Origin of the sequence: Aporhodopirellula aestuarii (genome assembly GCF_023701485.1) — a bacterium.
Lineage (GTDB): Bacteria > Planctomycetota > Planctomycetia > Pirellulales > Pirellulaceae > Rhodopirellula > Rhodopirellula aestuarii.
The window spans coordinates 89,386-109,284 of sequence record NZ_JAMQBK010000013.1 but is presented as its reverse complement, the minus strand read 5'-3'; the positions used below and the strand labels follow the sequence as shown (position 1 = coordinate 109,284).

The 19,899-nt window shown below is 57.0% G+C and carries 12 protein-coding genes; 6 read left to right on the top strand and 6 right to left on the bottom strand.

What is annotated here, in order from left to right; genetic code table 11:
* Window positions 1-501: 501 nt before the first annotated feature.
* The 3 genes from NB063_RS04150 (at window position 502) to NB063_RS04140 (ending at window position 6,383) form a co-directional block, all read left to right on the top strand.
* Window positions 502-1,248, top strand: a complete 747-nt coding sequence (locus tag NB063_RS04150) for a ParA family protein (RefSeq protein ID WP_250927481.1) — start codon at window positions 502-504, stop codon at window positions 1,246-1,248.
* Window positions 1,241-2,323: a ParB/RepB/Spo0J family partition protein gene (locus NB063_RS04145; RefSeq protein WP_250927480.1), complete on the top strand. Its 1,083-nt coding sequence runs from the start codon at window positions 1,241-1,243 to the stop codon at window positions 2,321-2,323. The genes NB063_RS04150 and NB063_RS04145 overlap by 8 nt, the downstream gene beginning before the upstream one ends.
* A gap of 886 nt (window positions 2,324-3,209) precedes the next feature.
* Window positions 3,210-6,383 (top strand): hypothetical protein, encoded by a 3,174-nt coding sequence (locus NB063_RS04140; protein WP_250927479.1) that lies wholly within the window; start codon window positions 3,210-3,212, stop codon window positions 6,381-6,383.
* A gap of 104 nt (window positions 6,384-6,487) precedes the next feature.
* Here the strand turns inward: NB063_RS04140 and NB063_RS04135 are convergent, their stop codons facing one another.
* Complete coding sequence (locus NB063_RS04135) at window positions 6,488-7,399, bottom strand: class I SAM-dependent methyltransferase (RefSeq protein WP_250927478.1); 912 nt, start codon at window positions 7,397-7,399, stop codon at window positions 6,488-6,490.
* A 120-nt stretch (window positions 7,400-7,519) separates the two neighbouring features.
* Here NB063_RS04135 and gap point away from each other — a divergent pair, with 120 nt between their 5' ends.
* The 3 genes from gap (at window position 7,520) to NB063_RS04120 (ending at window position 10,734) form a co-directional block, all read left to right on the top strand.
* The gene (gene gap / locus NB063_RS04130) at window positions 7,520-8,515 is read left to right on the top strand and encodes a type I glyceraldehyde-3-phosphate dehydrogenase (protein WP_250927477.1); all 996 of its coding nucleotides are present in this window, start codon (window positions 7,520-7,522) and stop codon (window positions 8,513-8,515) included.
* A gap of 213 nt (window positions 8,516-8,728) precedes the next feature.
* A complete protein-coding gene (gene obgE / locus NB063_RS04125) occupies window positions 8,729-9,985 on the top strand; it encodes a GTPase ObgE (protein WP_250927476.1) in 1,257 nt (418 codons plus the stop codon).
* Complete coding sequence (locus NB063_RS04120) at window positions 9,982-10,734, top strand: type III pantothenate kinase (RefSeq protein ID WP_250927475.1); 753 nt, start codon at window positions 9,982-9,984, stop codon at window positions 10,732-10,734. The genes obgE and NB063_RS04120 overlap by 4 nt, the downstream gene beginning before the upstream one ends.
* A gap of 67 nt (window positions 10,735-10,801) precedes the next feature.
* Here the strand turns inward: NB063_RS04120 and NB063_RS04115 are convergent, their stop codons facing one another.
* From NB063_RS04115 to NB063_RS04095, 5 genes are all read right to left on the bottom strand, one after another.
* Window positions 10,802-12,307, bottom strand: a complete 1,506-nt coding sequence (locus tag NB063_RS04115; RefSeq protein ID WP_250927474.1) for a sulfatase family protein — start codon at window positions 12,305-12,307, stop codon at window positions 10,802-10,804.
* A 429-nt stretch (window positions 12,308-12,736) separates the two neighbouring features.
* The gene (locus NB063_RS04110) at window positions 12,737-13,723 is read right to left on the bottom strand and encodes a putative glycoside hydrolase (protein WP_250927473.1); all 987 of its coding nucleotides are present in this window, start codon (window positions 13,721-13,723) and stop codon (window positions 12,737-12,739) included.
* Window positions 13,724-13,896: 173 nt separating this feature from the next.
* Window positions 13,897-16,092, bottom strand: coding sequence for a sulfatase-like hydrolase/transferase (locus NB063_RS04105; RefSeq protein ID WP_250927472.1), 2,196 nt, complete (start codon window positions 16,090-16,092; stop codon window positions 13,897-13,899).
* 216 nt (window positions 16,093-16,308) lie between these two features.
* Window positions 16,309-17,793 (bottom strand): arylsulfatase, encoded by a 1,485-nt coding sequence (locus tag NB063_RS04100; protein ID WP_250927471.1) that lies wholly within the window; start codon window positions 17,791-17,793, stop codon window positions 16,309-16,311.
* 66 nt (window positions 17,794-17,859) lie between these two features.
* On the bottom strand, window positions 17,860-19,266 hold the full coding sequence (locus tag NB063_RS04095; RefSeq protein WP_250927470.1) for a sulfatase-like hydrolase/transferase: 1,407 nt from the start codon (window positions 19,264-19,266) through the stop codon (window positions 17,860-17,862).
* Between the last annotated feature and the right edge of the window lie 633 nt (window positions 19,267-19,899).

Genomic DNA, 19,899 nt, shown 5'->3' with positions numbered 1-19,899 from the left:
TTTTAAGGGAGCACTGTCCGCCAACCGGTGGAGAGCGACGCAGGTATGCAGGAATCATCTGGCGCAACTGCCGCGAACTGTAGGCCGGACCGAGGCTTTGCGAGTTCCGGAATCCACTTGCTCAATCGTGCCGGAACTGCGTCGCTTAGGCTCCTTGGTCCGGCCTACGCCTGTTTTGTTTTCCCAAACCGCGGACTCACGTCCGTGGCTTTTGGATCTCGTCACTGCCGTGACTAACCATTCGCGAAATACTGGATCCAGCGAAACGCAAAAGAGAGTTCGTACAGCCCCCTCATGGTCCGACAGGGAATTCCAGCGGGCCGAAAACCCGTCGCGTTCCACGGGGAACCGGCCTCCAGAAACACGCGATCGTGTCAACCCCTGTTTCTTATGAAACCGATCTTGTTTCCCACCACTTGTTTCACTTAGTTTCCCGGTCGTGCCCGAAAGAGAATGTTCGCGATCCCGCGAACCGAAAGGACACGATCAGGAACATCAATCGTGGCTAGGATCTTCAGCGTAGTGAACCAGAAAGGAGGCGTCGGCAAGACCACGACGTCAGTCAACCTTTCTGCCGCTCTCGCCCTGGCTGGAAACCGGACGCTGTTGATCGACATCGATCCGCAATGCAATGCAACCGGAGCGGTCGGCAGTGAACCCGCGGCCAAGCACGCTTTGCTTGGCGACGCACCGCTTAGCGAATCCGTCATCACCACCGAGACATCGAACCTCAGCCTGCTGCCAGGCAGCCGCCGGTTTCAGGATGCGGACGTGATGGCAAACTCAGACGAACACGCCACGACTAAACTCCGTGGCCATCTCGACAGCGTCATGGACGACTATGACTACGTCCTCATCGATTGCCCGCCTAGCGCGGGTGCGATGACCGAAACGGCACTGACGGCGAGCACCGAGGTGCTGATCCCGATTCAGTGCGAGTACTTCGCAATGGTCGGCGTGGCGCAGTTAATCGGAACCATCAAGAAGGTGATCGGGGCGACCGACGGACGGCTCACGTTCGGCGGAATCCTGTTAACCATGTATGACGAGTCACTCGAACTGACTCGGGAAATCGACGAAGACGTCCGTGACTTCTTCGGTGACATTGTTTTTGAAAATGTCGTGCCTCGAGATGTCGCCCTGTGCGAAGCCCCGAGTCACGGCCAGACTGTTTTTCAATACGCCCCGCGCAGTCGCGGTGCGTTCGCTTACACTCAACTGTGCATGGAGGTGCTGCAGCGTGACTAGTGCAACGACTCAAGGGAATTCGTCCGGCTCATCTCAACGCGGCGGGGGTGCACCACGCGCCGGCAGCGGAAAAGATCGACGCCTCGGGAAAGGACTCGCCGCGCTGCTCGGCACGCCGATGGATGAGGACGGCATGCCAATCGATGAGGGCAGCACCTTTGCTCCGGAAGGTAAGCGAGGAACGTCCCAAGCCAAAAGCGAAGGCAACGCGACCGAAAACGGGAACCAGTCTTCGGTGCAAACGCTCGAGCTTCCGATCGATCAGATCGGCGCCAACCCGTTCCAACCGCGTCGCGAATTCAATCCAGACGAAATCGCTTCGCTCGCCGAGAGCATCAAGAACCATCAACAATTGCAACCGGTACTCGTCCGGATCGTTGACGGCAAATACCAGCTCATCAGTGGTGAGCGTCGATTGCGAGCGACCATCCACGCGGGTCTTAAAACCATCCGCGCCGAAGTCCGCGAAGCCGACGATCGCTTGGTCGCCGAACTGGCCATCATCGAGAACTTGCAACGCAAGGACCTCAACCCGATCGAAAAAGCGATGTCGTTCAAACGCTACATCGACGAGCACCAATGCAAACAAGACGACCTCGCTCGTCGCCTGAGCATCGACCGAAGCACGATCGCGAACCTGATGCGATTGCTCGAATTGCCTCAGTCAATTCTAGACATGCTGACCGCTGGCGAACTCAGCGCCGGCCACGCTCGGGCGTTGCTACCGATCGGCGAAGAAGAAGTTCAAATGCAAATGGCCACCAAGATCGTATCCGAGAACTGGAGTGTTCGCATGACCGAGAACGCAGTCGGTGATTTGTTACGTGCCGAAGAAGATTCCGAGACCGGACTCAAAGTGACGAACAAGTCTCGTCAAAAACGCAAACCCGTACCGCCGCATATCGAAGCGATGCAACAAGAGATGCGGATGGTCTTCGGAACGAAGGTGGAGATCAAAGCGTCGGCACGTAGTCGCGGCAAGATCACGATCCACTTCAACGACGCCGAAGAGTTCGAGCGTCTGCGTGAACTCCTCGGCTCGGCCACGCGTCCTCAATTGCGGGTCGCCGGCTAAGCTCGGCCAAACGTCCGCGTCACGTCTTTCTACCGGACGCGGGCCAACAATCTTTCTCCCCTCCGACCTGCACCGCAGGCCGCGAGGGTCGAGACCAAGCAGGACGCGAAATTCCCCTGCCCTTCTTTGGCCACAAACGGCATCAGCCAGCATCCCAAATTCTCGGGTGTGGGCGGCCGCAACCGGCGCACGCCACAGGACCGATTGCAAGCCGCGACCGCGTTCGCCCCCCCCGTGATGCTGCTTCTACCGGGCCCCAGATTTTTATCACGCGTCCGCAACCAGCATCTCACGCCGACGGCTACTCAATGCGCTTCCCCCGGCACGACGAACGACAAGCTCAGCATGCCCACCGCCCTGCCCCAACTTCAGCCCGCAGTCCGCAGTTTTCAGTTTTCAGTTTTCAGTTTTCAGTTTTCAGTTCTCAGTTCTCAGTTCTCAGTTCTCAGTTCTCAGTTCTCAGTTCTCAGTTCTCAGTTCTCCCAACTCCCAACTCCCAACTCGCATCTCATCTCCCAACTCTCGGTTTCACAATGTTTCACGTGCACACGCCCAGAGGGGTTCTACCTGATCCGCATGTGCGCGTTCTTCACGTGCGTCCGCCTTCACCGTTTGCAACTGTTCTTCGCGTCGTTCCCGATCCGTCGTTCGTTCGCGATGAGCGGGCGCGGCAATCCAATCTGATTTGCCCGGCCGTGCACCGACGATACCTGCCATGACGACGAGTCAAAGTTGAAGGAGCACGTCGTCTTTCGGGATCAGTGAAGCTACGGCAAGTCCAACGCCGGCTTCTCAAGTCTCGATGAAGTTGTGTTTTGCTTCGAGCAATGATTGCACCGACGAAGCAAGACGTAACGGCCCCGCTCCTCCTCCTCCCCCTGTTGCAATGGATGCTCCCACGGGCATTGGTACGATGAACAAGGACGTCAAACGAGCACTGATTTTGTGGCCAGCGATTTGCTCAACAGCAATCGTTGCCGCCACAACATTGCCCCTATGCTGGGAAGCTCAACCGCATTCTTCTCGATCGCATTCCATCACGATCGATTCGTCAACTTTGGCACGTGTGGTACGCATCGCCCATCAACTGTTGAGCCCGAGCGAGCAATCGGACAGCACCTCTCGGCACCACGAGAATCTGCTGTCCGACCAGTTCGGCGGCGACAAGATGGCGAGATCGTTGCAAGACGTTGCCCCAGCCCACCGGCCCGATCGGGGCAAGCGTGGGCTTGCGATGCCGCAACGTTTGGCAGGAAACCTGGCAGGCGACACAATGGCCACCCAGGCGAGGAATTTGAATGGCGAGCAGGGAAACTCGTCAGTGCCAGCGGACCTGGAAGCGAGCAACCAGGTGATCGCTCGAACGTTGTTGGCACCGGTACTCGACCCGGTGGCGGAGCTCGCGGGATACTCGGGATTGGCAACGCCCATGCCATCGAAGGCCGACCCCACGGCCGGTTCGACCGTCCCATCCATTCTCAGCCCTGGAGTGGAAGATCCCTATGCCGCCACCCGGAGTACGTTCTCGGCCGGCATCAATTCGGTCGCAGGTTGGAAGTCCAGTGCAAACGACACCCCGGGCGAAAGTGCTGACGAGCGGTCGCAAACGTTGATCCCGAGAAACGTCGAGTTTCTCGCTAAACCGAGCCGTGAGCCGCATTGCGTTCAAACGCGAACGGCGAGCGACACCCGTTCGGCATCGGCGAACCTACGTCCCGCCACGCTCGCCGGAAACCCGGTCACCTGGCCCCAGCCCAAACAGCTGTGCCAAGACCTCGCGTTGATCGCGTCGGATGCCGACATGCTCCGCATGCTCAATCGACACAACGGGATCGCGACGTTGACGTCGTTCGACAAGCCGAGCAGCGAGACGGTTCGTGAATTGGTAGCCGACGGGAATCGCCAATTCGACGCCGACGAAACGACCACGGCGCTGCAACGTCAAGCGACCGCCGTGGTCATGGGCCGTTGGGCGAACCAAGTCGAGAGCACACTCGACGAGTTGCGATCCCTGCCGCGAATCGGCGACACCCGCAGCGGAAAATTGATTCGCAAACTCGCGTCGTTGTCCGAAGCTGGATTGCAGTTAGCCGAACGAGTGCCGGCACGCGACCAGCAAGTGCGATGGTTGAGAGCCTCCCACGCCCTCTCGCGCCGCGCCGCGGTTTGGGGACCGATCTGGCAATTGGCACGCCAATCAACAGACGCAAACACGTCCGAGCAACCCCCAGTAGCCCAAAATTCTGTCGCCCAAAACCCAGTGGCCCAAAACCCAGTCGTCACGTCGGTCCCCGGCGAACGCCTCTTCACCAATGCCAACGGATACTCGCTCGTTCACTTTCACAATGAAGCACCCGAGATTGGTGACCACATCAACTCCGCCGTCACACGACTGCGCCGAGAGCTCAGTGAAACGGGGGATGTCGCCGGCTGGAACACGTTCTTGCTGCTCGACGAAATTGAGGTCGCTGCGGACAGCGACGATGCCGACGCCCGCTCCTTGTTGGCACAACGATTCCTGTCCCGTTTAGACCATCACTCGCTAGACGGCGAGCACCGCGAGTGGCTGCAACGTGATTCGATTCACGCTCTGGCGTCACTGATGCAAACCTGGACCGCTCAACCGATCGACTACGCTCGCCTGCTCACCGATATCGAACGAGGTGAAACCGACTCGATCGACCTCGCTGCGATTAAGGTCAGTGAAGCGTTCCAGTCACTGCGATTTTCGAAAGAGCTCGACGCCGCTCGCGTCGCCAAAGCGATCGACGTGACATACCGCAACGCCAATGTGCGAACGGCCATCTCGGTCGATCTGATCGATCGCCTGCTGCCCCCCGTGGAACCGCGGACCGAACCGATTCACACGACGTTGCTGGGCAACCAAGTCCGAGGCACGAGCACGGTGAACTCCCAACTGAGCTTGCAACTGCGACCCGCGCGGGGCTCGTGGAGTCTCGCTGTCGCCGCCGACGGCAACGTTGACACTCGCAGCCAAAGCGGTCGCTCCGGCGTCACCGTGCTCAGCAACGGACACAACGTTTTCCGCGCAACCACGCCCTTAATCATTCGCCCCGGCGGGTATCAGATCGGCGAAACACACGTCGACGTCAGCGGCTCGCAGCGTTTGAGCGGGATCCGCAGTCGCTACGACGGCTGGCCCCTGCTCGGTTCACTCGTGCGAGGAATCGCGGAGAGCCGTTTTCAAGAAGCACTCCCGATCGCCGAACGTGTCAGCGAATCGCAAATCCGCCAACAAGTCAGCACGGAACTGCAAACCGAGCTGACGGAAAAAAGTCGTGTCGCGGAAACGAAGCTCGACGAATTCGTGTTCGGCCCGCTGGCCCGTCTCAATCTCGATCCCAAAGTGATCGATTTGCAAACGACGCCCACTCGACTCGTCGCACGATACCGTTTGGCCGGTGATTGGCAACTCGCTTCCAACACGCCACGGCCACGCGCCTGGAGCGACAGTTGGATGAGTCTGCAGATTCATCAATCGGCGCTCAATAATACGATGGAACGATTGATGCCCACGGGCCAATCCAAAACCATCGAACAGTTCTACACCCAAACGATGGAACTGTTCGGCCGCGAAGCACCGCCGTTGCCCAGCGACGTGCCTACCGAGGCGATGATCGAATTTGCCCCGACGCGCCCGGTGACGATTGAAATCGACAACGGCAAATTGTGGCTCACGCTCCGGGTGGTCAGCCTTTCACAGGGAGAGGGCCCGTCGCTGCGTCGCTTCATCGTGCGTGCCGCTTACCGTCCCGAAATCGATGGACTCGACGCACGTTTGGTGCGAGATGGGCACCTCAGCATCAGCGGCCCGGGAATGTCGATGCGACAGCGGATTCCCATCCGGGCGGTGTTCAACAAGATTTTAACGGAGAGCCGAAGCATTCCGATAACGACCCCCAAACTGATCGAGAATCCCGCCGTGTCTGGACTCGCGATCAGTCAGCTCGAACTACGTGACGGGTGGCTCGCACTCGCGATCAGCCCCGAAACATCAACCCGAGTTGCCGTGGGTACGCGATCGGTGGTGAATCGATGATCGTGTTCCCGATCTTCCTACTCGTCAAAGGTGTCATCTATCTCGTTCGTGGGCCCGGTTAACCAACCTACAAAACGGACGTCAAGAATTGCGAACGGCTCCGCCTAGATGACAACGATCAGAAAGCCGCCTGCCAATTTCCAACGGTTCTCATTAACAGCCGAACCGTCGAGCGATAGATTCACCCACTGATCGACGCGCCATCCCGTGGCAGAGAAATCCGCGATCAGTTCTCGACGCGAGAACTGATGCAGGAACATATCCGGCAAACCACGGTACGCATAAACCGCATCGCCGAAATCCCAATGAGACCGCGTCCATGAGTTCAATGCGGTCGTGGCAAGTTGTTTGATTCCAGGTGCGTTCGACAACGCGGCATAGCGATGATGAACGTGCAGAAAGAAACGCCCACCAGGCGAGACGATCCGGCGAACATGTGACAAGAACCGGCGGCGATTCTGACGTCCCTGGATCATCCCCAAGGTACTGAACAAACAAACCGCGCCGTACCCGACGCCGCTTGCGATCCCGTCGAGTTCCACCAAATTCGCCTGAATGGTTGCGACGGAATTGAGCTCGCGTTGAGTCACTTGGCGCAACATCGGCACCGATAAATCGATCGCCGCGACGTCGTATCCGTGCGACGCGAGCACCTCAGACGCCCGACCGGTCCCACATCCGAGATCGAAAACCCATTTTTTTTGCGGCGTGATTTGAGCCTCCGCCCCCCTGCCCTGCCCCGACGAATCAGCGGTCTGTTCCGCGCCGGCCGGGGGAGCTTCTGGCGCTCGCACGTCGGGAAAAACGTCCGCCAACATCGAGAGATCGACTCGACAAAGTGGCGTAGTCGCCACAAATTCGTCATAGCGGGTTGCGATCGTCCCTTCATGAACATACCGCCATGTTCCCTTCGAAACTCCGATCGGTCGCCTCCAAGTCGCCTTTTTGGCTCGATCGATCCGATGCCCGGACTCCGGAGGTGTGGATTCAGTCGCATCAGGAGGGGATTCTGGCATCAGGTAGAAATGGCTTGTTGTCGCAGGGGGGACTTGGGGGCTGTTTCAATTTAGGAGAACGTTTCTATAATCCGCGCCACAGTCCTAACTGAACTTCAATTAACAGGGAATCTGAGCAAAGTGGCTATCAAAGTAGGTATTAACGGATTTGGCCGTATCGGACGGATGGTGTTTCGCGCATCGGTCGGTCGCGACGACATCGACGTCGTGGCAATCAATGACTTGTTGGACGTCGATTACCTAGCATACATGCTTAAGTACGACTCCGTTCACGGCCCCTTCCAAGGTGAAGTTTCGGTCAAAGACGGCAACTTGATCGTCAACGGCAAATCGGTTCGCATCTCCGCCGAAACCGATCCTACCAAGCTTGCTTGGGGCGACGTCGGTGCCGAAGTGGTTGTCGAATCCACCGGTATCTTCTTGACCGCCGAAAAAGCTCAAGGTCACATCGACGCCGGTGCCAAGAAGGTTGTCATGTCGGCACCTTCGAAGGATGACACCCCGATGTTCGTCATGGGCGTTAATGACGACGCTTACAACGGCGAAGTCTTCGTCTCCAACGCATCGTGCACCACCAACTGCTTGGCTCCCATCGCCAAGGTGCTCAACGACAAGTTCGGCATCAAGCGTGGTTTGATGACCACCGTTCACGCAGCGACCGCGACTCAAAAAACCGTCGACGGTCCCTCGGCAAAAGATTGGCGTGGTGGACGCGGTATCCTCGAAAACATCATCCCTTCGAGCACCGGTGCTGCGAAAGCTGTCGGCAAAGTCATTCCTGCCCTCAACGGCAAGTTGACCGGCATGGCTTTCCGCGTTCCAACTTCAGACGTTTCGGTCGTCGACTTGACCGTCGAACTCGAGAAACCAGCCAGCTACAAAGAAATTTGTGCCGCCATGAAGGCTGAATCCGAAGGTGCCATGAAGGGCGTCTTGGGTTACACCGAAGACAGCGTGGTTTCGACCGACTTCCGCGACGAGTCACGCACGTCGGTCTTCGACGCCGGCGCTGGCATCCAACTCGACGACACCTTCGTCAAGGTTGTGTCGTGGTACGACAACGAATGGGGCTACTCCTGCAAAGTCCTCGACTTGGTCGCCAAGATCTCCAGCTAATTGCTGACAGGAACCTGATTGGGAGGAGCAACGCCCTCCCGCAGTCCCTTTTGCTCATCTAGAATTGACGAAAGCGGCTCGGCATTTCGCCGGGCCGCTTTTGTTATGTTACGCTACGAGTGTTCTCTCAAAACACGACTTGGTGTTCGGCAAACGCATTCGCATGCCGCTCACCCCCCCACTGTCTCTCCTACCTGTCTGTTCTCCACTCTCATGTTCATTGATCGCGTCGAAGTCGAATTCACCGCTGGCAAAGGCGGCGATGGCTGCATGAGCTTCCGCCGTGAGAAGTTTGTCCCCCGCGGCGGTCCTGACGGCGGCGACGGTGGCACCGGGGGCAGCATTGTCCTCGAAGCACGCGTGGGTGTGAACTCGCTCGCCTTGTTCGCCACGCGACGATTTTTTCGCGCCGAAAAAGGCAAACACGGTGAAGGCAGCATGCGACACGGTCGCAAAGGTCAAGAGATGCGGCTTTTCGTGCCCTGCGGTACCAGCGTCATCGACGCCGCCGATGGCTACGTCATCAAAGACCTCACCCACCCCGGTGAAGAGTTTGTGATCTGCCGCGGCGGACGCGGAGGCCATGGAAACGCCCGCTTCAAAACGTCGGTCAACCAAACGCCCCGTGAGCGAACCCTGGGAAATCCGGGCGAAACCCGGCACGTCATCTTGGAACTAAAATCGATCGCGGATGTCGGTTTGATCGGCAAACCAAACGCCGGCAAAAGCACGCTGTTGTCGCGAATCTCGAGCGCCCGACCCGAAATCGCCGACTACCCGTTCACGACTAAGTTCCCCAATCTCGGCATCGTCGACGTCGACATCGAACGATCATTTGTCACCGCGGATATTCCAGGATTGATCGAAGGAGCCAGCGAGGGACTCGGACTCGGACACGAGTTCCTGCGACACGTCGAGCGGGCCGGACTACTGGTCCACCTCGTTGAACCGACTCCCGTCGATGGTTCCGACCCGGTCGAAAATTACACGACGATCCGAGATGAACTCTGCCAGTACGATGCAACCCTCGGCGAGCGAGATGAGCTCGTCGTGCTGACGAAGTGCGAACTCGATCCTGACGGCGAAGTTCTCGAACGGCTTCAACAGCACTTCGCCGAAAACCCGGTCAAACACAAACGGGACTTGCTCTCGATCAGTGCGGCCTCCGAAATCGGGCTGCGAGATCTCGTCGAAGAAATCATGCAGCGGGTTACCAAACGTCGGCTCGAAATGCTCGACGCGGGGGAGGATCTGAACCCGATCCGCGAAGTCGATATGCCGACTGAGGCAACCAAATCTCGCCGAACGCCGCCCCACAAAGCGGGTTCTACCGCGGCGTTATCCAACGACCATCAAGCTCGAGATATTCCGTCGATCTGGGGAAAACAATCCCCCACGGGCAGAACGCTCGCGCCGACTCCGCCTTCTGAAACGCCGAAGGACGACACCAAATCGGACGAGCATTCGTGATTGTTGGTATCGATGTCGGTAACACGGCGATCAAGATGGCGATCGACTCGGAAGAAACAGTACGAGTTCTCCGGGTCGCCAATCCTGACACGATCGCCAACGTCTCCAAAGTGCTCGCCGAGTACGCGCAGCGGCATGGACACCTCGACGTGCGAGTCGCCAGTGTCAACCGCACCGCCGCCGGCGAACTGATCGAGGCCGCCCAGCAACTCGCCGGCGACAAGGCTCAGTTCCGCAGAATCACCCGCGTCGATCTCCCCATCGAAGTCGCGACCGACCATCCCGATCGTGTCGGCATCGACCGCCTTGTCGGAGCCGTCGGCGCCGCGGCGGGTTACTCACTGCCGCTGGTGGTTGTTGACGCCGGCACCACCGTCACCGTGGACCTCGTCGACGATGGAGGCACGTACTGCGGCGGCGCGATCATCCCCGGTCTCGAAATGCAAACGTCCGCCCTCGCCGCAGGGACCGATGCCCTGCCCCGCATCGACTGGCAGTCCGCGTGTTCTGAAACGAACGGCACCACGGGAAAAAACACCATCGCCGCAATCCGGCTGGGCATCCTCTCGGGCGTCGTCGGCGGGATCGAGCGTCTCGTGCGACTCTACGGGACCCCCAAACGTGTCGTCGTTACCGGAGGCGATGCCGAATGCGTCGCCGCCACCTTGGAAAGATCAACGTCACGTGACTTCGACGTTCACCTCCACCCGCACCTCGTCTGCCGCACGCTCGCGACGCTTAAACAATAACGCCACGCCAAAAAAAAACGGCGACATCGCGCTAACGACATCGCCGCACTGAATGCTTCCAAGGCCGTTATTTCTGCTGGTCTCGCCCCTTCCAAATCACGATGTCGTCGACATCGTTCTCCGCGGGGGCTCCCGCCGTACTGCGTCCTCGCTCGACATCCGACGTAAGCTGCTTGAACAACGCGTCGACGACTTCGGGGTTGGACTCATAGAGATTGTTTTGCTCGCCAGGATCCGCCTCGAGGTCATAGAGCTGCGCCGGAAGCTTCGCGTTGCGAGCTTGGTTTTCGTTCGGTGCACTCCAACCGCCCGAGCCTTTACACAACAACAATTTCCACTTGCCCTGACGATAGGAAAAGAAGCCACCGATCGAATGGTGGATCACACCGGCACGGGATGACTCAATCGGTTCTCCAACGAGCGCCGGCTTGAAACTAACACTGTCCTCCCCTGCCCCGTTCGGAACACTTGCTCCAATGACATCGGCACAGGTTGCCATGAAGTCGGTCTGACACACCAATTGATCCGTCTTCGATCCCGCCTCGACCACCTTCGGCCAACGCAGAATGAACGGCACGCGGTGACCGCCGTCCCAAAGATCTGCTTTCGAACCACGCAAATGAGCACTCGGGAAGTGCCCCTTCTCCTGCAACTCCTTAATACCGGCGGCTTTCGAACATCCATTGTCGCTCGTGAAGATGATCAACGTGTTTTCACCAAAACCAGCGGCATCAATCGCGTTCACGATGTCACCAACAACGGCATCGGTTTGCATCACGAAATCACCGTACTTGCCGAGATCGCTACGTCCCTGCCATTCCTTCGACGGTAGAATCGGCGTGTGTGGCGAAGTGAAAGCGACGTAGGCAAAGAACGGCTTTGAGCTGTCTTGCTTCTTGATAAACTCAACCGTTTTCTTGCCGATCATGGGCAGCACATCGATCGCTTCGAAGCTAGGCTCCGCAGGCCCCTTGCGATTGAACGCTTTCGTCGCGGTACCTTCGCCAACAAAGCGATCGTTCTCAATGTAAATGTATGGTGGCATGTCCAGTGATGCGGATATCCCGTAGAAGTAATCAAATCCGCGTTCCACTGGACCGTTCTTGATCACACCATTCCAATCCACATTCTGTGCGTTGTGACCTTGAAACGGCTGATCGTCGGTCTTGGGCAGATCCAGTCCCAAGTGCCATTTGCCGATCGCTGCGGTGGTGTAGCCGTTGTCTCGCAAGAAGCCCGCAACCGTCAAACGATCCTGATCGATCAACGGCTCGTCGAAGCCGTACAACACGCTTTTCTGCAGTTTCGTACGCCAGTTGTAACGGCCGGTCAGAATCGAATATCGAGTCGGCGTGCACACCGACGAAGCGGTATGGGCGTCGGTGAAAATCATCCCCTGCCCCGCCAACGAATCAATCGCCGGCGTCTCGATCAAACCTCGTTCGGGATTCAAGCATTGCACATCACCGTAGCCGAGATCGTCTGCCAAGATGAAAATGATATTCGGTTTGGTGTTTTCAGCCGATGTGAAGCCGGCTAACAACAGAAACGAGAGAAAGTACAACGGTCGCATGGGGGTAGCACCTTGGGAGTGAAATCGTACGTATAGCCACGAGGAACTCGCCGGCTCAAAACCGCGTTTGGCGGCTGCCGGAATTCTAACACAAACGTACCGGTTGCCGGCAGTTTCTCGGCCCATACTGATCCCTTACGGTGACGAGACAACCCCATTTCGCGACGAAAGAATACCGATTTGCGACAATCTCGACGCGGGGAGCGCCGCCGGATCAGTGGATCGCGATTCACCGAGCGTTGTCGTTTTTGCCGTCGCCTTCGTAGCCTGACGGAACGCCAAACAGGACCAACACCAAGAACGCGAGACAGCGTCCCACGCGTTCGACATGGGCCAAAGAATCGAGTCCGAAACGACGTCGCTCAGCAAACGCGGATCTTGTAGCTGGACGCGTTTACCGAGATTCGAAGTAGACCGCCCTGCTCCGCTCTACCGCCAGTCAATCCGAGCTTTCTTGTTCGAAAGATCCACCCACACCGACGCGTGCTCGAACTTGCGAATCGCGGTGAGACCTCTCCACATTGCCGGACCTTGGGGTGGTCCCAACTCTCGATCAAGCTCGGGATAAGCGTCCAACATCCCGTCGGTATTGGTATATCCCCACGAATAGCAGAAGTGCGATCCCGATTGAGCCCCCACAAGAAAACACGCCAACGGAAACGTGATCCGTTCTCGTGCGAGCTGTACCAACTCCGCGTGAGGACGCCGCATCATGTCTTTATCAAGCCAATTGAAGCCCGGCCACGCTTTGAGGACCACGAATTTCCCCTTAGCCGCAGCAATCGCAATGGAATCAAGGTCCGCCTTCAAATCCTCCGGCGCAGTGGAATGGAATGCGTCGAAGTGTTCAATCATGACCCCATCCACGCCTTCCCAATCCAAGATTTCACGGTAGGACGTGGAACGCAATCCATTGACCAAGACGATCCGATCCGGCCCGAGCTTGCGTTTCGTCATGGCGATCATCTCTCGCAGTCCGTTGACAATCTCGCGGGCCTTTTCGTTGCCCACTGCAATCGCCAGACTCGGTGATAACGCCTGCGGAAGTGCATCGACGAACACGCCTCCCAGTGGTGCGGATTGATTGGCCGTGACAACCACATCAGACCACCATTGACGAAATTCCGCATTGCTGGGATCCGGACGCGGCGTACCGGACTGATGCGTGACAATCTCGCCGTTTGGTTTCCTCAACGTCCACTCGTCACGATAGGTATCAAACGAGTCGTAGCCGGGCCAGTTAATGAACGCGTTGAAGTAAAACAACACTTTCGCATCGGGATTGCGAGACACGATTCGACGTGCCGAGTCCGCAATTCCCGCCTCGGTACTGCCGTGCGGACGGACACCGTGGCTCTTTTCAAGACAAATGAAAGCGCTGTGCGATGCAGCGAAGTCGATCTCACGATCGGTCATGTCCGAGGTACGCTTCCCGAAATGAAGATTCAACGGCACGCGATCCCAATTGAAACCGGGAAAGAGTTCAGCTTTTGATCTCGAATGATCGGTCGGTTCTACAGCCCATGAAAAAGGGGCCATGCATACGAGCAAAAGCGACATTGCCAATAGACTTGCACGATGAACAGGCATTATTTCAACTCCTCCACCGTGAGGAACCCGCTGCCATCGCGGTCAAGATTGCCAAACTGCCGCGTAAAAATCGACGTGAACTCTTCGCGAGTCAACTCGCCATTCTTGTCCTGATCCGCCGTCGCGAACGACGGGTGGGCGTGTTCGTCCGAAGTCAAAACACCGTCGGCGTTCTTGTCCTTCCGGTCGAAGCCACCGATGAAATGATTGACATATTCATCCTGCGTGATGCGGCCATCCTTATCAGCATCTTTCTGGACGAATGATTCTGACGGATCGCCTGCAGCCGATTTTGACTTGGCGGGTTCATTGGTACGGGACCGCATCGCTCCGGATACCTCGGGTGCGCCGCCTTGCACCGAGAACGCCTGAGACGCAAACCCACCTTTACCCTGGCGGATCGCGGGATAACTGACTAGAAAGTCGTTCTCGTCGATGAGGTTGATGATGTAATGGGTCGTGCCCTGGGGAAGCTCCGCGGTCACTTCCATGCCATCGACCAATGCTGCGGGTGCACGAAACCACTCCTCGTACCTATCGCCACCGTTGGTGGAATAGATCAGGTCGGCACGCACAACCTTTGCACCCTTTTCGCTGTACTTGAATCGGACCGTGTCCCCTGCCCTGCTATGCGATGTAACGGTGCAGACAAGTTCTTTTCCGGGAAGTTCGTCCACGTAGTCAGGGTTGTAACTGGGATAACTCGCCTTCATTTCAGTCAACATCTCGGTCAACTTTTGATTCATCGCGTCGACTTTTTCGGGCATCGACTCGGCGAGATTATTTGCCTCTTCGATATCGACCCGTTTTTGGCCGCTACCACTCGAATCATAGAGGCGAAATAGCTCCAACTCTGGAGTCTCCGTGTTCACGTAGTCGTAATTGCGAATCAACTTGTAGTCCCCGATTCGAATCGTGCTTTCGAGTGCGACGCCGTGGGGGAAATGCCACATCATCGTGTCACGGACGTTCCCGTCGGCGTTCTTGACGAGCGTCGGGTCGGTCGGGTCTTGGATCAACAGTTGCGATAGATCGCATCCATCGAGAGGCTTGCCGTCGGGGAATGTCGAGCCGGTGAGCGACAGAATGGTCGGATAGAAATCCAGTCCGTTGATCATCACGTCTGACTGCACCCCTTGGGCAATTCCCGGCCCCGCAATGAACAACGGGACGCGGACGCCGCCTTCCTTCGCGGAGATTTTACCTCGATCCAACGGGTTGTTGTCGGTGTAGCGTTCACTTGGCCCGCCTTCCATCCCGCCGTTGTCAGAAGTGAAGATGACGTAAGTATTTTCGTTCAGCTTGTGTCCCGGCCATCGAGGATCATCGGTCTGTTCGAGATAGTCGAAAACCTGGCCAACGTAGTAGTCGAGCTCCTCCACCATCGCGCAGTAAAACGGATTCAGTTGCCCCGGGATGTCCTTCGTGTTTGTGTGACGCGGATCGACGCCCAATTTCTCCACGTACTTGTCCAGCAACGCTTTCGATCGGGTATGGATCGGCGCATGGACCAGCCACGTGGCGTAGTAAAGAAAGAACGGCTTGTCTTTGTGCTCGCGGAGAAACGCCAGCGCATCTTCGTTATTCTGATGATAGGGAAAGCCGTTCTTATCGAGACGATACGGATCATCGGGTGTGTCAGTCGCAAAACCGCTCAACCGGTCCTTCATACTCGAACGCGCCCCGCGATCCGATCTCGTGAAATCGAATCCGACATCCATCGGCTGCGGAAACGCGTTATGATTGATCGCGATATGCCACTTACCGACATGCCCCGTCATGTATCCGTTTTGCCCCAACGCCTTGGCTAGCGTCATTTCGTCTTCCGGCATCCGTCCGCTGTACCACGGATCCATCATACGAGTATTCTTGTTGCGAGCGAACGGTGGCGCACCGCCGACCACGTGCGTCTTTTGGGCACGCGCCGGATGATTGCCACTCATGATCGCACAACGACTCGGCGCACAGGTGGGAGCCGGCGAATAGGCTTGCCAAAACTGAACACCCTTTTTCGAGAACGCATCCAGGTTGGGCGTTTCCATGGGCGAAGGTTCGTCAATGTCGTAACACTTCAGGTCCTGCCAGCCGAGATCATCCGTCAGCAGCAAGACAACGTTCGGCTGCGCCGGCCGTTCGTCCGCGACCGCCCAACTGAAGGAAAACAGAACCAGTGCGAGCCCGAGAAGCTTAGTCATGAAACGACCCAACCGAATTGCTATGAAACGATGAAACAGCCAGAGCGGCTCTTCGTGACTTCGATCACGCATACCACTCTGGCGGTATGCCTCCCCTAAGAAAGACCTACCGGAAAACATCATACTCTTGGTAAACGCCCCGCATCATCGCCCCTTCACATGATGAACACGCGTGCACCGCCACCGGACGAGGCCGCAATTTGGAAAACTCGACTGTCAATTGGCGTTATCAATCGACTCGGGGGCCCATAGCGGGATGCCCTGCTCTTCATTCTGTTTGTGATAGCGAATCGCTAACGGTTGATCTTCGGGCCGGACTTTTGGCAAGTCTTCGTTGACCATCATTGGAATCACCGACTCCCACCATTGATCGTAGGCTTTACGCAGCCGATCCATGACTTCGGGATGATCTCCCGAAACATCCGTTGTCTCGCTCGGGTCAGCGGCGATGTCGTACAACTCCGAATTATTGACCAATCGCCAGCTTTGGGTACGCACACCACACTTGGTGAACTTGAAGCGATCGCGTTCTCCTGCCGGCCAGCGGCCGCAATGGACGAACAACTCACGATCCGGCCACTTCGCATTCGGATCGTTCAATAGCGGCAACAGTGATCGTCCGTCGAATTCCTGAACATCGGCTGGCAATTCCGCACCAACGAGTTCGCAGAACGTTGGATAAAGATCAACGTGGGCTGTCAACGCATCAACATCGACACCCTCGTCCAGCACGCCTTTCCAATGCCAGAACGCCGGAACGTGCGTGCCTCCTTCGTTGGGCGAATTTTTACCGCCTCTTAAGTTGGCATTGAAGTGCCGCACCTTTTTGCCGTTCAACGTTCCGCTCAAATGCGTCGCGCCGTTGTCCGTCATGAAGATGACCAACGTGTTGTCGAGGGCTTTCCACTCTGTGAGTTTGTCCATCAACCGACCAAAATTGTCGTCGATGTTCTCAATCATTCCGTATCGGCCCGCCGTTCCCTTGTCATAGCCGAGCTCAATGAAACGTCGAGTGTACTTCTCTGGAGCAACGAGCGGGGCATGCGGGGCGTTGAGTGCGATGTAGGCGAAGTACGGATTGCCGCCTTCAATTTGCGAATTGATCCACGCCAAACCCGATTGGAAAAACACGTCGGTACAGTACCCTTCCGTTTTGACAATCGTGTCGTTGTGGAGCAGAACGTTGTCGAAATACACATTCTCTTTGTTGGGCGGAAAATCACCGAGAGGCACCTGACCGATCCCGCCGGAGCCGTGGATCAAGACCTCATCGAATCCCCGGTTTCCTGGCAGATACGCCTCCTCGTCACCAAGGTGCCATTTACCAAAGATGCCCGTTTTGTATCCCGCGGTTTGAAGAGCCTGCGGCAATGTGAACGTGCTCAACGCCATCCGCTCTCGCTGCATGATCGTGTGCGTCACCCCGTTCTTAAACGGAGCCCGACCACTCATGATCGCCGCACGGGTGGGAGCGCAGGTCGGGCTCACTTGGAAGTCGGTAAACCGCGTTGATTGCGCGTAGAAGCGATCAATCTTCGGCGTCCGAACGACCTCATTTCCCATGCAAGAGAGATCCCCCATGCCTTGGTCATCGGTCATCACCAGAACGATGTTCGGGCGACTGCCGTCCATCCCTTCCGCCGCGGGAATACCGATCCCGGCAACAACAATCAACGACAACGTGTAGATAGCGAGTTTCATCTTCGAACTTCTTGTGGGGAGTGATTTGAAATTTTGCGAACGGCCTGAATCAGCCTTGGAGACAAATTAGTAATTCAACGTCGCACCTCTTGAGGGTGCCTGACGCTCGTTCTCCCACCACTCGTTTGGTCCTTCTTCCTCGATGTCATGCCAAACTTGCAAAAGAATCCGTTTCATCTCTTCCGTTTTTTCCGGCATCTTGGTGGCCAAGTCATTTTCTTCTTTCCAATCTTTCTCGATGTCGTAAAGCTGGAACTTGGTCAGCGTGTCATTGCCGATGATCTTCCAATCACCAATTCGCAGCGCGACGCGATCCGCGCCCGACGAAACGTGAGTCCGCCAAAACAGCGGAACACTTCGTTCGACCGGTTGCCCTGAGAACGCGGGCATCATGCTGACACCATCAATCGTTCGGTCAGTCGGAACAGGGATGCCGACAATGTCCAGGACGGTCGCAAAGATGTCCGAACCGATCACGGGCACATCACTGGTCGTGCCCGCTGGGATATGCCCTGGCCAACGAGCCAGTCCGGGAACTCGGATACCGCCTTCGTGCTCGCTGCGTTTACCGCCTCGCAGACCACCCGTTGTGCCTCCAAACGCCGCCACGGGTCCATTATCGGACGTGAAGAATAAAAGCGTGTTGTCGGCAACTCCCTGGGCATCCAATGCATCCATGACCATTCCCAACGCATTGTCCATTTGGGTGATATTCCCCATGTACTTTGCATTCTCATGCCCATCGTAGAGTGCCTGAAAACGCGAATCGGTGGCGATCGGCGAATGCGGTTCGTGAACCCACACCGTCATCGCAAACGGCTTGCTCGGATCATGAATATCTTTCAACCAATGCTGGGCTTCCGACGCCACGATTTGCGCCGAATAGCCCTCAATTTCGCCAACCGGTTCACCGTTGCGGACAAAGTTGTCAGGGTTCTTGTGACTCGGGCTCGCATTGTTGTGTGTGTACATCCAATAGTCGTAGCCATGATCGCCGGGCTGTGGAAAATCCGGATTGTTGAAGTGCTGTTGCGAATTGAGGTGCCACTTACCAACGTGACACGTTTCGTAACCGATTTCTTTCAACAACTCGGGGTACGTGATTTCGCTAGCTCGCAGGTGAGCTTCGTGTCTCCCCGACAAGTGTCGCCAGACGCCGTTACGATAAGGCGTACGGCCGGTCAGGATCGCTGAACGTGATGGCGAGCACACGCCACATGCCGAATAACACTGCGTGAACTTGACGCCTTCGGCCGCCAATCGGTCCATGTTCGGCGTTTGGATCAATTCATTGCCATACGTCGCAGAATCTCCCCACCCCATGTCGTCGGCGACAAAGATCACGAAGTTGGGTTTCGACGGCTTCTCAACCGGCTCATCCGCCTCCACAACCGCCGGTCGACAAACAAACACAGCCAACGCCAGCAGTGCGAAATGCAATCGCTTTAACTTCAACGCGTTCTCTTGGAGCATATTGGTAACTTTTCAAGTGGAGTGATCGGACCCGCAAGGCGGCTTTAACCAGCCGCAACGCCGCGCAAGGAAGCGTATCAGGCTATTCTAACCAACACAGCCCGTCTGTCGTCTATTTAGATGACTCGGCGACCCTACGGGGACGGCTCGCGCCGTTCCGCAAGGTCTTTCTTAGCGGTAGGGCGCGAGCCCTCCGGTTCCGGCAACCCTCAAGTTTGAGTGTGGCAAAGCACAAATGCGCGCACTAATACGTCACGTAAAACCGGACGGCTCGCGCCGTTCCGCTAAGATTTCTAACCGCACGTCGCAAGGTTTTTCTTAGCGGCAGGGCGCGAGCCCTCCGGTTCCAGCAACCCTCAAGTTTGAGTGTGGCGAAGTACAAATGCTCGCACTAATACATCACGTAAAACCGGACGGCTCGCGCCGTTCCGCTAAGTGTTCTAGCCGCAGATGGGACCGGACCGCTCGCGCCGTTCCGATAGGATTTTTTAGCGGCAGGGCGCGAGCCCTCCGGTTCCAGCAACCCTCAAGTTTGAGTGTGGCAAAGCACAAATGCGCGTACTAATACATCACGTAAAACCGGACGGCTCGCGCCGTTCCGCTAAGTGTTCTCGCCGCACGACGCGAGCCCTC

What these genes read in the sequence shown, in the direction of transcription:
- NB063_RS04105 (WP_250927472.1), bottom strand. Translation starts at nt 16,092, where the DNA reads ATGACTAAGCTTCTCGGGCTCGCACTGGTTCTGTTTTCCTTCAGTTGG.
- NB063_RS04140 (WP_250927479.1), top strand. Translation starts at nt 3,210, where the DNA reads ATGGATGCTCCCACGGGCATTGGTACGATGAACAAGGACGTCAAACGA.
- NB063_RS04110 (WP_250927473.1), bottom strand. Translation starts at nt 13,723, where the DNA reads ATGACCGATCGTGAGATCGACTTCGCTGCATCGCACAGCGCTTTCATT.
- obgE (WP_250927476.1), top strand. Translation starts at nt 8,729, where the DNA reads ATGTTCATTGATCGCGTCGAAGTCGAATTCACCGCTGGCAAAGGCGGC.
- NB063_RS04095 (WP_250927470.1), bottom strand. Translation starts at nt 19,266, where the DNA reads ATGCTCCAAGAGAACGCGTTGAAGTTAAAGCGATTGCATTTCGCACTG.
- NB063_RS04100 (WP_250927471.1), bottom strand. Translation starts at nt 17,793, where the DNA reads ATGAAACTCGCTATCTACACGTTGTCGTTGATTGTTGTTGCCGGGATC.
- NB063_RS04115 (WP_250927474.1), bottom strand. Translation starts at nt 12,307, where the DNA reads ATGCGACCGTTGTACTTTCTCTCGTTTCTGTTGTTAGCCGGCTTCACA.
- NB063_RS04135 (WP_250927478.1), bottom strand. Translation starts at nt 7,399, where the DNA reads ATGCCAGAATCCCCTCCTGATGCGACTGAATCCACACCTCCGGAGTCC.